We start from the raw sequence: 14,702 nt of genomic DNA, 5'->3' as shown, positions 1-14,702 counted from the left end.
ACCATTGGCACAACGATCGGGAAATACCCTGGCAATGTGCACACCTCGCCCGATGCCCTCGCCTCCCGCCTCCGCCGACTGCCGCCTTCCTGCGGCCCCGTCCGCCTGATCGGCGTCGACGGGCACGCGGGCTCCGGAAAGACGACGTTCGCGGGGCGGCTGGCCGAGGCGCTGGGCGGTGCACCCCTACTGCACCTCGATGACATCGCCACCCACGAGGAACTGTTCGCGTGGACGGAACGGCTGCTCCGGGACGTCGTAGAGCCGCTGAGCCGCGGTGAACGGGCGCACTACCGGGCGTACGACTGGCTGGCGCGCCGCTTCGGGCCGGTCCGCGCCCTGCCGCCCGCGCCCGTGGTGCTCGTCGAAGGCGTGGGCGCGGGACGCCGAGCGTTGCGGCCGTTTCTGGCGTGCCTGCTGTGGATGGAGTCCGCGCCCGAGGACGCCTGGGCGCGAGGCCGGCAGCGGGATGGTGCGGAGCAGAGCGACTTCTGGGAAGGGTGGGTCGTCGCCGAGCGCCGCCACTTCGCCGATGACCCTTCTCGGCCCTTTGCCGATCTCTTGGTGCGGGGGTTTTCAGAGGGGTTTGAGGTGCTTAAGGGACCTGCTGGGACTGCTGGACCAGACCAGATTGTCACGCACCGTGACGGGTCATCGCCTGTGTGCTGAACCTGTGAAGAGGCGTGTCCGAGAACTGCCCCAAGTGCTTCAACTCGGCTTGACCGGGGGGCCGTACAGGTCTTACGTTTCCAATGTGCGGCTCTTCGGAGTCGCCGACAGACGCGAAGCCCCCGGTTGTTCCCCCGTGATCGGGGGCTTCGTTCTGTCCTCATTCCGGATTCCGGACGCACTTCGACATGTTTCGCTCACCCTCGGTCACCGAGCTGAGTGCGCCCCATGTGCTCCCACCTCGAAGAACCCGTCGTGCGGGCACTCTTCGGCCGGGCCCCACCCCGCGGGTACGATGCCTCTCGGTGCGACCTTCGGACGGCTGCTCTCCGCACCGAACGCACAACTCCCGTCCACAGCACAGCGGTTCGACGAAGGCTGCCGACGGGCACCGGCCCGACCGGCACTCAAACGGGGGCACGGTATGTGGGGGACGTGATGGACTTCGGCACGCAGGGCCCCGAGGCCCCGGCCGACCTCGCCTGGCTGCGAGGTGTGGACGCCTACACGATGGGGGCCTATCCGCAGGCGGAGGAGGAGTTCCGCGCGGCGGTCCGGATCGACCCGGGGATGGCCGACGGCTGGCTCGGGCTGCACGCACTGCGCATCGACACCACCACCGCGCTGCTGCGGATGTTCCGGCACCGCGAGCGCTTCGGGGAACAGCGCGCCCGCCACCGGCGCACGCTCAACTCCTGGTACTGGCTGGGCTGGTGGGTGCAGCCCGTCCTGGAGAGCCCGCGCGATCTGCTGCTCGCGCACGCCTCGCACTGGCTCGACGGACGTCATGTCCCGGAGCTGGACCGGGCGCTCGCGGGACTGCCGCCGGTGGACGCCGACCGGCAGGTGCGGTTTCTGCACGCCTGCCGGGCCTACCTCGTCAAGGACTGGGAGCAGCTGGCCCGGCACACCGATCCGCTGATCGACGATCCGATGCTCGGCATCGAGGCCGGGCTCTTCGGCGGCATGGCGCGCGTACGCCTGGAGATGTACGGGCAGGCCGAGCCTCTGCTGTCGGCGGCGCTGATGCGTTGTCGCAGCGAGCAGCCGCAGCGCAAGGAACTGCGGTACTGGCTGGCGCGGGCGCATGAGGGCACCGGACGGTCGGCGGCGGCGCTGCCCCTGTACCGGGCGGTGCACCGGGTCGACCCCGCCTTCATGGACACCTCGGCGCGGCTCGCGGCGATCTCCGAGGGCGACGGGTACGACGACGCGGCGGATCTCGCGGCGATCACGCTCACCGGCGTCCAGGACATGATCGACGGACCGGATGGTGTGGACGCATTGTTCGGTGCGGAGGGCCGGGATCTCAAGCTTTCCGAGGCCGATCTGCCGCCGCCGGGCGGGCTGTCGCCGGATGCCGACACGGTCCGCGAGAAGGCCATAGTGCCGGTCCGGCCTTCGCATCCGCCGACCGGCCCCACCGATCCTGGGTTGCTGGAGGAGGCGCTCGCCGAGCTGGAGCGGATGGTCGGCCTGGAGCCGGTGAAGCGCCAGGTGAAAGCGCTGTCCGCGCAGTTGAACATGGCTCGGCTGCGTGCCGGCCAGGGCCTGCCTGTGCAGCCGCCGAAGCGGCACTTCGTGTTCTCGGGCCCTTCCGGCACCGGCAAGACCACTGTGGCCCGCATCCTGGGCCGGGTCTTCTACGCACTCGGGCTGCTCGGCGGCGACCACCTCGTGGAGGCCCAGCGCGCCGACCTGGTGGGCGAGTACCTCGGCCAGACCGCTGTGAAGGCGAACGAACTGATCGACTCCGCGATCGGCGGCGTCCTCTTCGTCGACGAGGCGTACTCGCTGTCCAACTCCGGCTACGGCAAGGGCGACGCCTACGGCGACGAGGCGCTGCAGGTGCTGCTCAAGCGCGCCGAGGACAACCGCGACCACCTGGTGGTGATCCTCGCCGGGTACCCGGAGGGCATGGACCGCCTGCTCGCCGCCAACCCCGGGCTTTCGTCCCGCTTCACGACCCGCGTCGACTTCCCCTCGTACCGTCCCCTCGAACTCACCTCGATCGGCGAGGTGCTGGCCGCCGAGAACGGCGACGTATGGGACGAGGAGGCGCTCGACGAGCTGCGCTCCATCAGCGGGCATGTCGTCGACCAGGGCTGGATCGACGAACTCGGCAACGGCCGCTTCCTGCGCACCCTGTACGAGAAGAGCTGCGCCTACCGCGATCTGCGGCTGTCCGGCTACACCGGCGAGCTGACCCGCGACGACCTGTCCACCCTCCGCCTGCCGGACCTGATGCAGGCGTACGGCGAGGTGTTGTCGGGCCGCGGGCCCCAGGATCCGTCGGCGCTGTGACCGAGCGGCCCTCGGGGGACCAAGGCTGTTGCGGGAACTTGTGACACTTGCACGTGCAAGTGTCACAAGTTCCCGCAACAGCCCCCTACCCCTCAGCTCGCCAGAGCCTCCTCAGGGGCACCGCTCGGGACGGGCTCCGCCAGCGTCGTCACCTGCTGAGTCTGCTGGGTCTCCGGGGCGGTCCGGTGCGCCGGGTCGCGTACCTCGCCGACCAGGAGTTCCAGTACGTCCTCCAGGGCGACCAAGCCGAGTACGCGGCCTGAGGCGTCGGCGACCTGGGCGAGGTGCGTCGCGGCGCGGCGCATCACGGTCAGGGCGTCGTCCAGCGGGAGCTCCGAGCGCAGGGTCGTCATCGGGCGCCAGATCTGCTGCGGCACGGCCCGGTCGGAGTCCTCCAGGTCGAGTACGTCCTTCACGTGCAGATAGCCCATGAAGGCGCCGTTCTCCGCGCACACCGGGAAACGGGAGTAGCCGGTGCGGGCGGTGAGTGCGACGACCTGGCCCGGGGTGACCGAGAGGCCGACCGTCACCAGTGACTCACGGTCCAGAAGCACATCCGTGACGGGGCGGGAGCCCAGCTCGAGGGCGTCCTCCAGGCGTTCCTGCTCCTCGGGGTCGAGGAACCCGGCCTGGCCCGCGTCCTCCACCAGCCGGTTGAGCTGCTCGCTGGTGAAGACGGCCTCGACCTCGTCCTTCGGCTCGACCCGGAAGAGCCTGAGGATCAGGCGGGAGCAGGCGCCGAGGCCCGAGGTGACCGGCTTGCACAGCCGGGCGAAGGCGACCAGGCCGGGGCTGAGCCACAGAGCGGTCTTCTCCGGCGCGGCCATCGCCAGGTTCTTCGGCAGCATCTCGCCGACGACGAGGTGGAGGAAAACGACCACGGCGAGGGCGAGGACGTAGCCGAGGGGGTGGATCGCACCCTCCGGCAGGTGCACCGCGTGGAAGACGGGCTCCAGGAGGTGGGCCACGGTGGGCTCGGCGACGGCGCCCAGCGTCAAGGAGCAGACGGTGATGCCGAACTGGGCGGCCGCCATCATCTGCGGCAGGTTCTCCAGGCCGTACATGACCTGCCGGGCGCGTGCGGTGCCAAGCGGTTCGATCTGGCTGCGGCGTACGGAGACGAGGGCGAACTCGGCGCCGACGAAGAATCCGTTGGCGAGTACGAGCAGGGCGGCGAACAGGAGTTGGAGCATGCTCATCGGACGGCCTCCACCACGGCGTCCGCGGTCTTGACCAGACGTACCCGCTCGGCCCGGTAGTGCCCGACCTGCCGCACCGACAGGCGCCAGCCCGGGAGTTCGGCCTTGTCGCCGGGGGCCGGGATGCGGCCGAGCAGATCGGCGACGAGGCCGGCGACCGTCTCGTACGGACCCTCGGGCACATCGAGGCCGATGCGCTGGAGGACGTCGACGCGGCAGCTGCCGTCGGCGTCCCAGGCCGGGCGGCCGTCCTCGGACGGGGCCACGGCGAGCTCGGGCAGATCGTGACCGTCGTGCTCGTCGCGGACCTCGCCGACGAGTTCCTCGACGATGTCCTCAAGGGTCACGACTCCGGCCGTGCCGCCGTACTCGTCGACGACGACCGCGATGGGCTGCTCGCTGCGCAGCCGCTCCAGGAGGGGCTTGACCGGCAATGTCTCCGGGACGAGCAGCGGGGCCTGCGCAATCCGGGCGACGGGCGTGCGCAGCCGGTCGTGCGTGGGCACCGCGAGGGCGTCCTTGAGGTGCACCATGCCGACGATTTCGTCGATGCGCTCCCGGTAGACGGGGAAGCGGGACAGGCCGGTGGCGCGGGTGAGGTTGACGACGTCCTCGGCGGTCGCGGAGGACTGCAGGGCGCTGACCTTCACGCGCGGCGTCATGACGTGCTGCGCGGTGAGATCGGCCAGCGAGATGGTGCGGACGAAGAGGTCGGCGGTGTCCTGTTCCAGAGCGCCGGCCCGGGCGGAGTGCCGGGCCAGGGAGATGAGTTCGCCGGGGGTGCGGGCGGAGGCCAGCTCCACGGTCGGCTCAACGCCGAAGACACGGACGAGCCGGTTGGCGACGGCGTTCAGGCCGGCGATCACCGGCCTGAACAGACGGGCGAACAGGTGCTGAGGTCCCGCGACGAAGCGCGCGACCTGCATCGGCCTGGACACCGCCCAGTTCTTGGGCACGAGCTCGCCGATCACCATCTGCACGGCCGAGGCCAGCAGCATGCCGACGATCACGGAGACGCCGGGTACGGCGCCTTCGGGGATGCCGACCGAGGTGAACGGGCCGCCCAGCAGCTCGGCGAGCGCCGGTTCGGCGAGCATGCCGACGACGAGGGAGGTGATGGTGATGCCGAGCTGGGTGCCGGAGAGCTGGAAGGACAGCTCCTTGAGGGACTCGACGACCCGGTGGGCCCGTCGGTCACCCTCTGCCGCGGCCTTCTCGGCGTCGGGGCGCTCCACCGTGACGAGGCCGAACTCGGCCGCCACGAAGAAGCCGTTGGCGAGGATCAGCAGGAACGCCGCCGCAAGGAGCAGCAGGGGGATGGTCATGCCGCCGCCTCGATGGGCCGGGAGGGGGCGGCGCAGGTACTACAGGACGATCCGTCCATCGCTGGAGGGAGTCACTCCTCGAGTAGCAGGAGCCCCTGACTTCCGGGGCGGAACATCAGGGGCGGAGGCGCAACGAAAACGCGTCCGGCACCAGATTAATCAAGACACCGGCGAAAACGGCAGGGTGAATTCCTGCGATCAGCCGTGATGTTCGCCGGAGCGGCCGTCGCCCGGTTCGTCGTGCGGTTCGTCGATCTCGCCGATCGCCTGGGCCTCGGCCAGCGCCCGCAGCGTACGGGCGTCCCTGATCGCCCGCTGCTTCGCGATGCCCGGCTGGATACCGAGCGCGGGCAGGCTGGTGCCGTCGCTGAGGTTCAGGAACACCCACGGGTCGCCGGGACGCAGGTTGACCTGCAGAATCTCCGCCCAGGCAAGGTGCCGTCGGCTGGCGATGTTGACGACGGTGACCCCGGACTCGTCGGCGACGACTTTCGGCCGTGAGAGCAGGACGAGGACCCCGCAGAGCAGTGCCCCGGTGAAGACGAAGCTGAGGCGCTCGCCCGGGCTGAGCTTCTCCAGCAGCATCGCGACCGTCGTGATGACCACGAAGATCGTGGCACCGGCGGTCAGCAGGACGGCACGGGTGCGTCCCGGCCTGAAGGTGACGGGCAGGGTGGGCAGATCCGACATGGGCGTGCTCCGGATCCCGGTCAGAGACGGCAGGCGTGGATGGCCGTGGTCAGGATGGCCCGGGCGCCGATGTCGTACAGGTCGTCCATGATCCGCTGGGCTTCCTTGGCCGGAACCATCGCCCGGACGGCGACCCAGCCCTCGTTGTGCAGCGGCGACACCGTCGGCGACTCCAGCCCGGGCGTGAGGGCCACGGCCTTCTCCAGCTCCTCGACGCGGCAGTCGTAGTCCATCATCACGTACGTCCGCGCGACCAGGACGCCCTGGAGACGGCGCAGGAACTGCTGCACCTTCGGCTCCTCGCCGTCCGTCCCCGTACGGCGGATGACGACGGCCTCGGACTTCATGATGGGCTCGCCGATGACCGCGAGGCCCGCGTTGCGCAGCGAGGTACCGGTCTCGACGACGTCCGCGATGACCTCGGCGACGCCCAGCTCGATCGCGGTCTCGACGGCGCCGTCGAGGTGGACGACGGAGGCGTCGATGCCGTTGTCGGCGAGGTGCTTGGCGACGATGCCCTCGTACGAGGTGGCGACCGTCATGCCGTTCAGGTCGGTGACGCCGTTCGCCGTGCCGGGCTTTGTGGCGTAGCGGAATGTGGAGCGGGCGAAGCCGAGCGGCAGGATCTCCTCGGCGTCGGCGCCGGAGTCGATGAGCAGGTCGCGGCCGGTGATGCCGATGTCGAGCTGCCCGGAGGAGACGTAGATCGCGATGTCGCGGGGGCGGAGGTAGAAGAACTCGACGTCGTTCTCAGGGTCGACGATCCGCAGTTCTTTGGACTCCCGGCGCTGCTGGTAGCCGGCCTCATGCAGCATCTCCGCCGCAGGGCCTGACAGGGAACCCTTGTTGGGGACGGCGATGCGCAGCATGAGGTCGGCTTCCTTTGTTCGTTCGTACGGTGCGGGAGTCGGGGTTGCGTCTGTACGGCGTGACGGCTCAGAGGTGGGCGTACACGTCGTCCAGGGAGATGCCGCGGGCGACCATCATCACCTGGACGTGGTAGAGCAGCTGCGAGATCTCCTCGGCGGCCGCTTCCTTGCCCTCGTACTCGGCGGCCATCCAGACCTCGGCGGCCTCTTCGACGACCTTCTTGCCGATGGCATGGACGCCCTTGCCGACCAGCTCGGCGGTGCGGGAGGTGGCGGGGTCGCCGTTGGCGGCCTTGTGCTGGAGCTCGGTGAAGAGCTCCTCGAACGTCTTCTTGGACATGGTGGCGCCCACTTTACGCGCAGCCGCCCGTTCCTCAGCGCCAGGGTTCGGATACTGAGCGCAGTGTGGCCGCGGTCGCGACGGCGGCCGTCACCGCCTCGTGTCCCTTGTCCTCGCTGGAGCCCGCGATGCCCGCGCGGTCGAGGGCCTGTTCCTCGGTGTCGCAGGTCAGCACGCCGAAGCCGATGGGGACGCCGGTGTCCACGGAGACCTGGGTGAGGCCCTGGGTGACGCCCTGGCACACGTACTCGAAGTGGGGGGTGCCGCCGCGGATGACGACGCCCAGGGCGACGATCGCGTCGTAGCCCCGGCCCGCGAGAACCTTGGCGACGACCGGCAGCTCGAAGCTGCCGGGGACGCGCAGGACGGTCGGCTCGTCGATGCCCAACTCGCGCAGGGCGCGCAGGGCGCCGTCGACGAGGCCTTCCATCACCTTTTCGTGCCACTGTGCCGCGATCACCGCGACGCGCAGGTCGCCGCAGTTGCGTACGGACAGTTCAGGTGCACCCTTGCCGCTCACGTGTCTCCTTGAGTGATCTCTTACTGGTTGCCGCAGGGGGACACGGTGGTCGTGTCCAGCCAGGGCAGGTCGTGCCCCATCCGGTCCCGCTTGGTGCGCAGGTAGCGGAGGTTGTGCTCGCCCGCCTTCACGGGCATCGGCTCGCGGTCGGTGACCTTGAGGCCATGGCGGACGAGGGCGTCGGTCTTGTCGGGGTTGTTGGTCATCAGCCGCACGCTGTGCACGCCGAGATCCTCGAGGATCTGCGCGCCCGCGCCGTAGTCCCGGGCGTCCGCGGGCAGGCCCAGCTCCAGGTTGGCGTCGAGTGTGTCGCGACCGCGCTCCTGAAGCTCGTACGCCCGCAGCTTGGACAGCAGCCCGATGCCGCGCCCTTCATGCCCGCGCAGATACACCACCACTCCCCTGCCCTCGGCGTGGATGCGCTCCAGGGAGGCCTCCAGCTGGGGGCCGCAGTCGCAGCGCAGCGAGTGGAAGATGTCGCCGGTGAGGCACTCGGAGTGGACGCGGACGAGTACGTCCTCGCCCTCGCCGATTTCGCCGTGGACGAGGGCGACGTGCTCGACGCCGTCGACGGTGGAGCGGTAGCCGTATGCCGTGAACTCGCCGTAGGCGGTGGGGAGCTGGGTCTGTGCTTCGCGGCGGACGGTGGGCTCGGAGCTCTGGCGGTAGGCGATGAGGTCCTCGATGGAGATGATGGTCAGGCCGTGCTTGCGGGCGAAGGGGATCAGCTCGGGCAGGCGCAGCATCTGGCCGTCCTCGCCGGCGATCTCGACGATGGCGCCGGCCGGGCGCAGGCCCGCGAGCCGGGCCAGGTCGACGGCGGCCTCGGTGTGGCCGTTGCGGGCGAGGACGCCGCCGGGCTTGGCGCGCAGCGGGAAGATGTGGCCGGGGCGGACGAAGTCACCGGCCTGCGCCGTACCGCTCGCCAGCAGCTGGAGTGTGGTGGCGCGGTCGGAGGCGGAGATGCCCGTGGTGACGCCGTGCGCGGGGGTGGCATCGACGGTGACCGTGAAGGCGGTGCGCATCGACTCGGTGTTGTGCTGCACCATCTGCGGCAGTTCGAGCCGGTCGAGTTCGTCGCCCTCCATCGGCGCGCAGATCATGCCCCGGCACTCGCTCATCATGAAGGCGATGATCTCGGGGGTCACCTTCTCGGCGGCGATGACGAGGTCGCCCTCGTTCTCCCGGTCCTCGTCGTCGACGACCACGACCGGTCGGCCCGCCGCTATGTCGGCGATGGCCTGCTCGATGGGGTCGAGGCTGAGGTCCTCGAAGCCTTCGGTGCTGTACAGGATGGGTGCCGCAGTCATGCGGGGGCTCCTTCCAGGACGGGCTGCGCGCTCTGCCGCGAGCGCAGCCACCAGTCGCGCATGCCCCACAGGACGAGTGCGCCGTAGATGATGTAGACGAAGCCGGAGAAGGCGAAGCCGTTGGCGAAGTTGAGGGGCACGCCCACCAGGTCGACGAGCAGCCAGGCGAACCAGAACTCGACCATGCCGCGCGCCTGGGCGTACATGGCGACGATCGTGCCGACGAAGATGTACGCGTCCGGCCAGGGGTCCCAGGAGAGGGTCGGGTACGCGGTGAAGAGCCCGCCGACCGCGAGGGTGCCGAGCGCGGCGGCGCCGGCCAGGTAGCCCCGCTCGCGCCAGGTGGCGAACCGTACGGCGACCGAGCCGTCCTGCGCCTTCCGCTCGCCGCGGTTCCACTGCCAGAAGCCCCAGGCGGCGACGGCCATGACGATCACCTGCTTGCCCGCGCTGCCGGAGAGGTGGGCGGTGGCGAAGGCCGTGAGGAGGATGGCGCCGGCCAGGAACTGGGCGGGCCAGGTCCACAGGGAGCGTCGCCAGCCGAGGGCGAGGGCGATCAGACCGATGGTGTTGCCCATCATGTCCGCCCACTTGATGTGCTGTCCGAAGACCGTGAAGGCCTCGGAGTTCAGCCAGTTCACCGCCCGGCCCCCTGGCTGCCGAGCAGCCGCTCGACGTACTTGGCGATGACGTCGACCTCGAGGTTGACCGGGTCGCCGGGCTGCTTGAGGCCGAGCGTGGTCAGGGCGAGGGTCGTGGGGATGAGGCTGATGGTGAAGTAGTCGGGGCCGGCGTCGACGACGGTCAGGCTGATGCCGTCGACGGTGATGGAGCCCTTCTCGACGACGTAACGCTGGAGGTCCTCGGGGAGCGAGATCTTCACGATCTCCCAGTTGTCGGACGGCTTGCGCTCGATGATCTCGCCCGTGCCGTCCACATGGCCCTGCACGATGTGCCCGCCGAGTCGTTCGCCGACGGCCATGGGGCGTTCGAGGTTGACGCGGGAGCCGACGGTGAGGGCGCCGAGGCTGGAGCGGTTCAGGGTCTCCGCCATCACGTCGGCGGTGAACTCGTCGCCTTCGTGGTCGACGACCGTGAGGCATACGCCGTTGACGGCGATGGAGTCACCGTGGCGCGCGCCTTCGGTGACGACAGGTCCACGCAGTCGGAAGCGGGAGGCGTCGTCAAGATTCTCGACGGACGTGACCTCGCCCAGCTCTTCGACGATTCCGGTGAACACTTCCCGGGTCCTCCTGCCTCTTCGGGCACGGACTCCGGGGCCTGTCGATGACGACAGATATGAACGGACGACGACACCGGGAACGACGCCGAATGAGACGTGTCCTGGGACACGTCGAAACAGACGGCGACGCGCACGAATGCCCGCCCGCCGCGCACTGCCTCCCATCCGGACTTTAACCGTCGGTCCAGGAATTTCACCTGGTCAACCGGCCGCTGGAAGCGACCGGGTCGCGGACTTTAACCGCCGGTTCGGAGTTTCACCGACCCCGGAGTGCGCTGCTTCTGGTACAGAGCCAGTGTGCCACGCCTGATCGATGCCTACGGACCCGATTCCTGTGGGGTGACTCACAGACCATCTCGATGGACTTCACGCCACACTCATGACGGCCCAACTTCCGCACGGGCACGGCGCCTTACTATTGGTCCATACCTATTGACGCACTGTTTGAGTCCTCTTAGGGTCTGCGTTCACCGATCCGCCCCCAAGAGCGACCCGGCGGCGGTGACGGAGGCCCTTGCCCCGCCGCCGGGTCTCTGCCCGGAAGCCTCACGGCGTGAACAGCTCGTCCTGCGCGCCCTCCCGCGCCATCAGCAACGCCCCGCGGAGCACCGCCCCGCCGCCCAGCGAGCTGGCCCGCACCTCGGTGGGCAGCGGTGACATCCGCGTGAGCCGCTCCTGGACCCGGCCCGCGAGCGTCTCGCCACCCGCCTGCCCGATCTCCCCCGCGAGCACCACACAACCCGGGTCCAGCACGGCGATCACGGAGGCGGTGCCTATGGCCACACGATCGGCGAGCACGTCGAGGAACTGGCCCGCCGCGGCACTCGCCGGCACAGCACCGGCCGCCGCCCGCACCAGGGCCGCCGCTTGCGGCTCGTGAGGCGATGGGGGCGCCACCACCCCGTACCGCTCGGCGAGTTCGACGATGGCCGCCGCCCCCGCGAGGGAGTGGAAGCCGCCGCCGCAGTCCGTCGCCGACGGCAGCCCCGCGGTTCCCGGGACCGGGAGGAAGCCGATCTCGCCGGTGCCGCCGGAGGCGCCCCTGCGCAGGGTGCCGTCGAGGACCACGGCGGCGCCGATGTCGTGCCCGAGCCAGAGGAGGACGAAGGTGTCCCGGTCGCGGGCGGAGCCGGCGCGCTGTTCTGCCAGGGCCGCGAGGTTCGTCTCGTTCTCGATGAGGACGCGGGCCGCGAGCCGGTCGTCGAGGGCGGCGACGAGGCGCCGGTGCCACTCGGGCAGTCCGGAGGAATCGCGGAGTTCACCGGTGGCGGGGTCGATGAGGCCGGGCGCACCGATCCCCACCGTGTGCAGCTTGTCGGCCCCTGCCTCCTTGGCCGTACGTTCGACCAGGGTGACCGCCTGCTCGACGGCGGACCCGGTGCCCGCCTCGTCCCCGATCGGCACCGAGGCCTCGGCCAGCACCGAGCCCAGCAGATCCGTGACGACCACGGACACACCTTCGGTACGTACGTCCACCGCGGCCAGTTGCGCGAGATCGGCGACGATCCCGTACAGCCGGGCGTTCGGGCCACGTCGCTGCTCCCCCGCCTCTCCTACGACCGCGATCAGCCCGGCGGCCGCGAGGCGTTCCACCAGGTCGGCGACCGTGGGCCGGGACAGTCCGGTGAGCTGCTTCAACTGCCCTGCCGTCAAAGGACCTTCCTGCAGCAGCCGCAGGGCGAGCCGGTCATTGATGGCCCGGGCGGTACTCGGAGATGCGGGCATGCCGGGATCCTTCCAGATTGGAGGGGCGAGGCGACCAGGGCCCGATATCCGCTATCTATCAGGCAGGGACCCTGATAGTTTACGTCGGCGGATCGGCAGAGCGGCCAGGCGCGAGGGAGGGCCCGGAGACGTGAGTGAAGTGGTCTACGACAAAAGCGAGTTGAGGCGCGCCCGGTACGCCGTGGCGACGGTCTTCGCCGTACACGGCGCCGTGACGGGCTCGTTCGCGACCCGCGTTCCGTGGATCCAGGACCACGCCTCGGTGAGCGCGGGCCAGCTGGGCCTGGCGCTCGCGTTCCCCGCGATCGGCGCCTCCGTGGCGATGCCGCTGGCCAGCGGGATCAGCCATCGCTTCGGTGCCCGTGCGGCCCTGCGCGGACTGCTCGCGCTATGGACGCTGGCCTTGGTGCTCCCCTCGCTCGCGCCGAACCTGCTCACGCTCTGCGTGGCGCTCTTCGTGTACGGCGCCACCGCGGGCATGGCCGATGTGGCGATGAACGCGCTGGGCGTCGAGGTCGAGACCCGGCTCGACAAGTCGATCATGTCCGGCCTGCACGGCTGGTGGAGCGCGGGCGCCCTGATCGGCTCGGCGGCGGGCACCCTCGCCGCCCACCTGGGCTCGGACGCCCGCCTCCATCACGCGCTGGCGGCCGTGGCGCTCACCCTGATCGGTGTGGCCGCCTGTCAGGGCGTACTGGATCTGCGGCCCACGGAGGACGAGGAGGCGCCGCCGCGGTTCGCGCTGCCGCCCAGGTCCGCGCTGCTCATCGGCGCGGTGGGGTTCTGCGCGGTGTTCGCGGAAGGGGCGAGCCTGGACTGGTCGGCGGTTTACCTGCGGGATGTGCTGGGCAGTTCGGCGGGGGTCGCGGCGGCGTCCACTACCGGCTTCACGCTCACCATGGCGCTCGCGCGCATCGCGGGTGACAGGGTGATCGACCGCTTCGGCCCGGTCCGCACCGTACGCGTCGGCGGCGTCCTCGCGACCCTCGGCGGACTGCTCGTCGTGGTGGCCGAGAACGCGGTGGTGGCGATGAGCGGCTTCGCGCTGCTCGGCCTCGGTATCGCCGTCGTCGTCCCGCTCTGCTTCGCGGCGGCCGGACGCAGCGGGCCCAACCCGGCCCAGGCCATCGCGGGCGTCGCCACCATCACGTACACCTCGGGCCTGATCGCCCCGTCCGCGATCGGCACGATCGCGGACGCGACCAGCCTGGTGGTGTCCTTCGGCCTGGTGACGGCCCTGACCTTCGGGCTCGCCGCGTTCGCCGGCGTGCTGCGCGGCGGCGCCCGGCAGAGTGCCGAGGTCGCTTCACACGAGCCGGTTCAGCGCGCCAAGTCGTAGGCGTAGTCCGGTGCGAAGGTCCCCGGCGCGGCCTGGCAGCCATCGGACTCGCCCGGCAGCTTGATCCACAGGTAGCCGTCGATCCGGGCCTCTCCGGTGTTCAGGGTCGGCGCCCGGCCCAGCTTGAGGCCCGCCGGATCGCACCACTCGCCGGGGGGCGGGGTGCGGCCACCATTGCGGCTGGTGTCGATGACGGCGCCGAGGCTCGCGGGGCCGCCGAGCGCGTCCAGGGTCTGCCGGACGTACGCGATCTCGCCGTTCGTACCGTTGAAGTTGGCTACGTTGCTGAAGATGCCGTCCGAACTCGCGGCCGAGGCGGCGCCTGCCTGGCGCAGCCGCCCGGCCATGGTCCCGGCGCCGCGCCAGGTGGAGTGGCCCGCGTCGTAGTACACCCGGGCGTTCGGGTTCGCGGTCTTGAGGACGCGGCCCGCGCGGGCCAACGAGGCGAAGCGGGCGCCCCGGTCCCCTTCGGACATGCAGTCGGCCAGGGCGATGGCGTCGGGCTCCAGGATCACGACGACCTCTCCGGAACCGAGGCCCGCCGCGAACTTGTCGATCCAGGCGTCGTACTCGCCGAGGCTGCCCGCCCCGCCCTGGGAGGGCCCGCCGCAGTCGCGCTGCGGGATCGCGTACGGCACCACGATCGGGACGCGCCCCTGGGCAGCGGCAGCGGATGTGACTGTACGGACCCGCGAGGTGATGGTGTCCGGAGCGAACTCCGCGAACCACACTGCCTGCGGCTGATTCGCCAGACGGGACTCTATGACTGCGCGGCGCGGGTCGTTGGGGTTCGCGGCGACCCACTGGAGCGCATGGGAATCGGGGTAGCGGTACAGATTCGTGGACACCGCGACAGGCTTCGGCTTCTTCGCCTCGGGCTTCGGGGCCTTCGACGGCTTGGGGCTCGGCTTGGCCGACTTGGACGGCGAGGGGGACGGCGAGGCGGATTTCGAGGGCGAGGAGGTCGGCACGGCCGGACCGGGCTCCAGGTACGGGGAGTTGGTCACCTCCGGGCGGGCCTCGTCGCTGCCGCCTCGGTCGTCGAGCGCGGACATCATCCCCGTCGCGGTGCCGACCGCCACCACGGCGGAGGCCACCGACACCATGGCGCCGCGCCGGGCGGCGCGTCTGCGCTCGGACCTGCGATCGGCAAGGCGCCGGGCACGTTT

The 14,702-nt window shown here is 70.4% G+C and carries 14 protein-coding genes and 1 riboswitch; of the genes, 3 read left to right on the top strand and 11 right to left on the bottom strand.

Going from position 1 to position 14,702, the window contains the following annotated elements; all coding sequences use genetic code 11:
- The first annotated feature begins 36 nt into the window (after positions 1 to 36).
- On the top strand, positions 37 to 669 hold the full coding sequence (locus OHT21_RS39010) for a uridine kinase family protein (RefSeq protein WP_328772965.1): 633 nt from the start codon (positions 37 to 39) through the stop codon (positions 667 to 669).
- A gap of 438 nt (positions 670 to 1,107) precedes the next feature.
- Complete coding sequence (locus OHT21_RS39005; protein ID WP_328772964.1) at positions 1,108 to 2,973, top strand: AAA family ATPase; 1,866 nt, start codon at positions 1,108 to 1,110, stop codon at positions 2,971 to 2,973.
- 92 nt (positions 2,974 to 3,065) lie between these two features.
- On the opposite strand, the gene OHT21_RS39000 is transcribed toward OHT21_RS39005, so the two are convergent.
- The 10 genes from OHT21_RS39000 to OHT21_RS38955 form a co-directional block, all read right to left on the bottom strand.
- The gene (locus OHT21_RS39000; RefSeq protein ID WP_328772963.1) at positions 3,066 to 4,172 is read right to left on the bottom strand and encodes a hemolysin family protein; all 1,107 of its coding nucleotides are present in this window, start codon (positions 4,170 to 4,172) and stop codon (positions 3,066 to 3,068) included.
- On the bottom strand, positions 4,169 to 5,497 hold the full coding sequence (locus OHT21_RS38995) for a hemolysin family protein (protein ID WP_328772962.1): 1,329 nt from the start codon (positions 5,495 to 5,497) through the stop codon (positions 4,169 to 4,171). The genes OHT21_RS39000 and OHT21_RS38995 overlap by 4 nt, the downstream gene beginning before the upstream one ends.
- A gap of 198 nt (positions 5,498 to 5,695) precedes the next feature.
- Complete coding sequence (locus OHT21_RS38990) at positions 5,696 to 6,187, bottom strand: PH domain-containing protein (protein ID WP_328772961.1); 492 nt, start codon at positions 6,185 to 6,187, stop codon at positions 5,696 to 5,698.
- Positions 6,188 to 6,207: 20 nt separating this feature from the next.
- Entirely contained in the window at positions 6,208 to 7,056 is an 849-nt protein-coding gene (gene hisG / locus OHT21_RS38985; RefSeq protein WP_328772960.1) for an ATP phosphoribosyltransferase, read from the bottom strand.
- A 67-nt stretch (positions 7,057 to 7,123) separates the two neighbouring features.
- Positions 7,124 to 7,396, bottom strand: a complete 273-nt coding sequence (locus OHT21_RS38980) for a phosphoribosyl-ATP diphosphatase (RefSeq protein ID WP_031486114.1) — start codon at positions 7,394 to 7,396, stop codon at positions 7,124 to 7,126.
- Positions 7,397 to 7,430: 34 nt separating this feature from the next.
- Positions 7,431 to 7,916 (bottom strand): 6,7-dimethyl-8-ribityllumazine synthase, encoded by a 486-nt coding sequence (gene ribH, locus OHT21_RS38975; protein ID WP_328772959.1) that lies wholly within the window; start codon positions 7,914 to 7,916, stop codon positions 7,431 to 7,433.
- 20 nt (positions 7,917 to 7,936) lie between these two features.
- Positions 7,937 to 9,226 carry a bifunctional 3,4-dihydroxy-2-butanone-4-phosphate synthase/GTP cyclohydrolase II gene (locus OHT21_RS38970; protein ID WP_328772958.1) on the bottom strand — a complete coding sequence of 430 codons (1,290 nt, stop codon included), beginning with the start codon at positions 9,224 to 9,226 and terminating at the stop codon, positions 7,937 to 7,939.
- On the bottom strand, positions 9,223 to 9,867 hold the full coding sequence (locus OHT21_RS38965) for a nicotinamide mononucleotide transporter family protein (protein WP_328772957.1): 645 nt from the start codon (positions 9,865 to 9,867) through the stop codon (positions 9,223 to 9,225). Before OHT21_RS38965 ends, OHT21_RS38970 begins: the two co-directional genes overlap by 4 nt.
- On the bottom strand, positions 9,864 to 10,466 hold the full coding sequence (locus OHT21_RS38960; RefSeq protein WP_328772956.1) for a riboflavin synthase: 603 nt from the start codon (positions 10,464 to 10,466) through the stop codon (positions 9,864 to 9,866). The genes OHT21_RS38965 and OHT21_RS38960 overlap by 4 nt, the downstream gene beginning before the upstream one ends.
- 150 nt (positions 10,467 to 10,616) lie before the next feature.
- Positions 10,617 to 10,747, bottom strand: a riboswitch (FMN riboswitch).
- 268 nt (positions 10,748 to 11,015) lie between these two features.
- Positions 11,016 to 12,194: an ROK family transcriptional regulator gene (locus tag OHT21_RS38955; protein WP_328772955.1), complete on the bottom strand. Its 1,179-nt coding sequence runs from the start codon at positions 12,192 to 12,194 to the stop codon at positions 11,016 to 11,018.
- Between the two features lie 130 nt (positions 12,195 to 12,324).
- On the opposite strand from OHT21_RS38955, the gene OHT21_RS38950 reads away from it, so the two are divergent.
- A complete protein-coding gene (locus tag OHT21_RS38950; protein WP_328772954.1) occupies positions 12,325 to 13,533 on the top strand; it encodes an MFS transporter in 1,209 nt (402 codons plus the stop codon).
- Here OHT21_RS38950 and OHT21_RS38945 read toward each other — a convergent pair.
- A complete protein-coding gene (locus OHT21_RS38945) occupies positions 13,515 to 14,639 on the bottom strand; it encodes a glycoside hydrolase family 6 protein (protein ID WP_328774396.1) in 1,125 nt (374 codons plus the stop codon). The genes OHT21_RS38950 and OHT21_RS38945 overlap by 19 nt on opposite strands.
- Positions 14,640 to 14,702 lie beyond the last annotated feature (63 nt).

Origin of the sequence: Streptomyces sp. NBC_00286, assembly GCF_036173125.1 — a bacterium.
Lineage (GTDB): Bacteria > Actinomycetota > Actinomycetes > Streptomycetales > Streptomycetaceae > Streptomyces.
Note: the sequence above shows the minus strand (reverse complement) of the source record. Positions and strands in the feature narration are given on the sequence as shown.

What these genes read in the sequence shown, in the direction of transcription:
- OHT21_RS38970 (WP_328772958.1), bottom strand. Translation starts at nt 9,226, where the DNA reads ATGACTGCGGCACCCATCCTGTACAGCACCGAAGGCTTCGAGGACCTC.
- OHT21_RS38945 (WP_328774396.1), bottom strand. Translation starts at nt 14,639, where the DNA reads ATGGTGTCGGTGGCCTCCGCCGTGGTGGCGGTCGGCACCGCGACGGGG.
- OHT21_RS38980 (WP_031486114.1), bottom strand. Translation starts at nt 7,396, where the DNA reads ATGTCCAAGAAGACGTTCGAGGAGCTCTTCACCGAGCTCCAGCACAAG.
- OHT21_RS38990 (WP_328772961.1), bottom strand. Translation starts at nt 6,187, where the DNA reads ATGTCGGATCTGCCCACCCTGCCCGTCACCTTCAGGCCGGGACGCACC.
- OHT21_RS39000 (WP_328772963.1), bottom strand. Translation starts at nt 4,172, where the DNA reads ATGAGCATGCTCCAACTCCTGTTCGCCGCCCTGCTCGTACTCGCCAAC.
- OHT21_RS38955 (WP_328772955.1), bottom strand. Translation starts at nt 12,194, where the DNA reads ATGCCCGCATCTCCGAGTACCGCCCGGGCCATCAATGACCGGCTCGCC.
- OHT21_RS38995 (WP_328772962.1), bottom strand. Translation starts at nt 5,497, where the DNA reads ATGACCATCCCCCTGCTGCTCCTTGCGGCGGCGTTCCTGCTGATCCTC.
- OHT21_RS39005 (WP_328772964.1), top strand. Translation starts at nt 1,108, where the DNA reads ATGGACTTCGGCACGCAGGGCCCCGAGGCCCCGGCCGACCTCGCCTGG.
- hisG (WP_328772960.1), bottom strand. Translation starts at nt 7,056, where the DNA reads ATGCTGCGCATCGCCGTCCCCAACAAGGGTTCCCTGTCAGGCCCTGCG.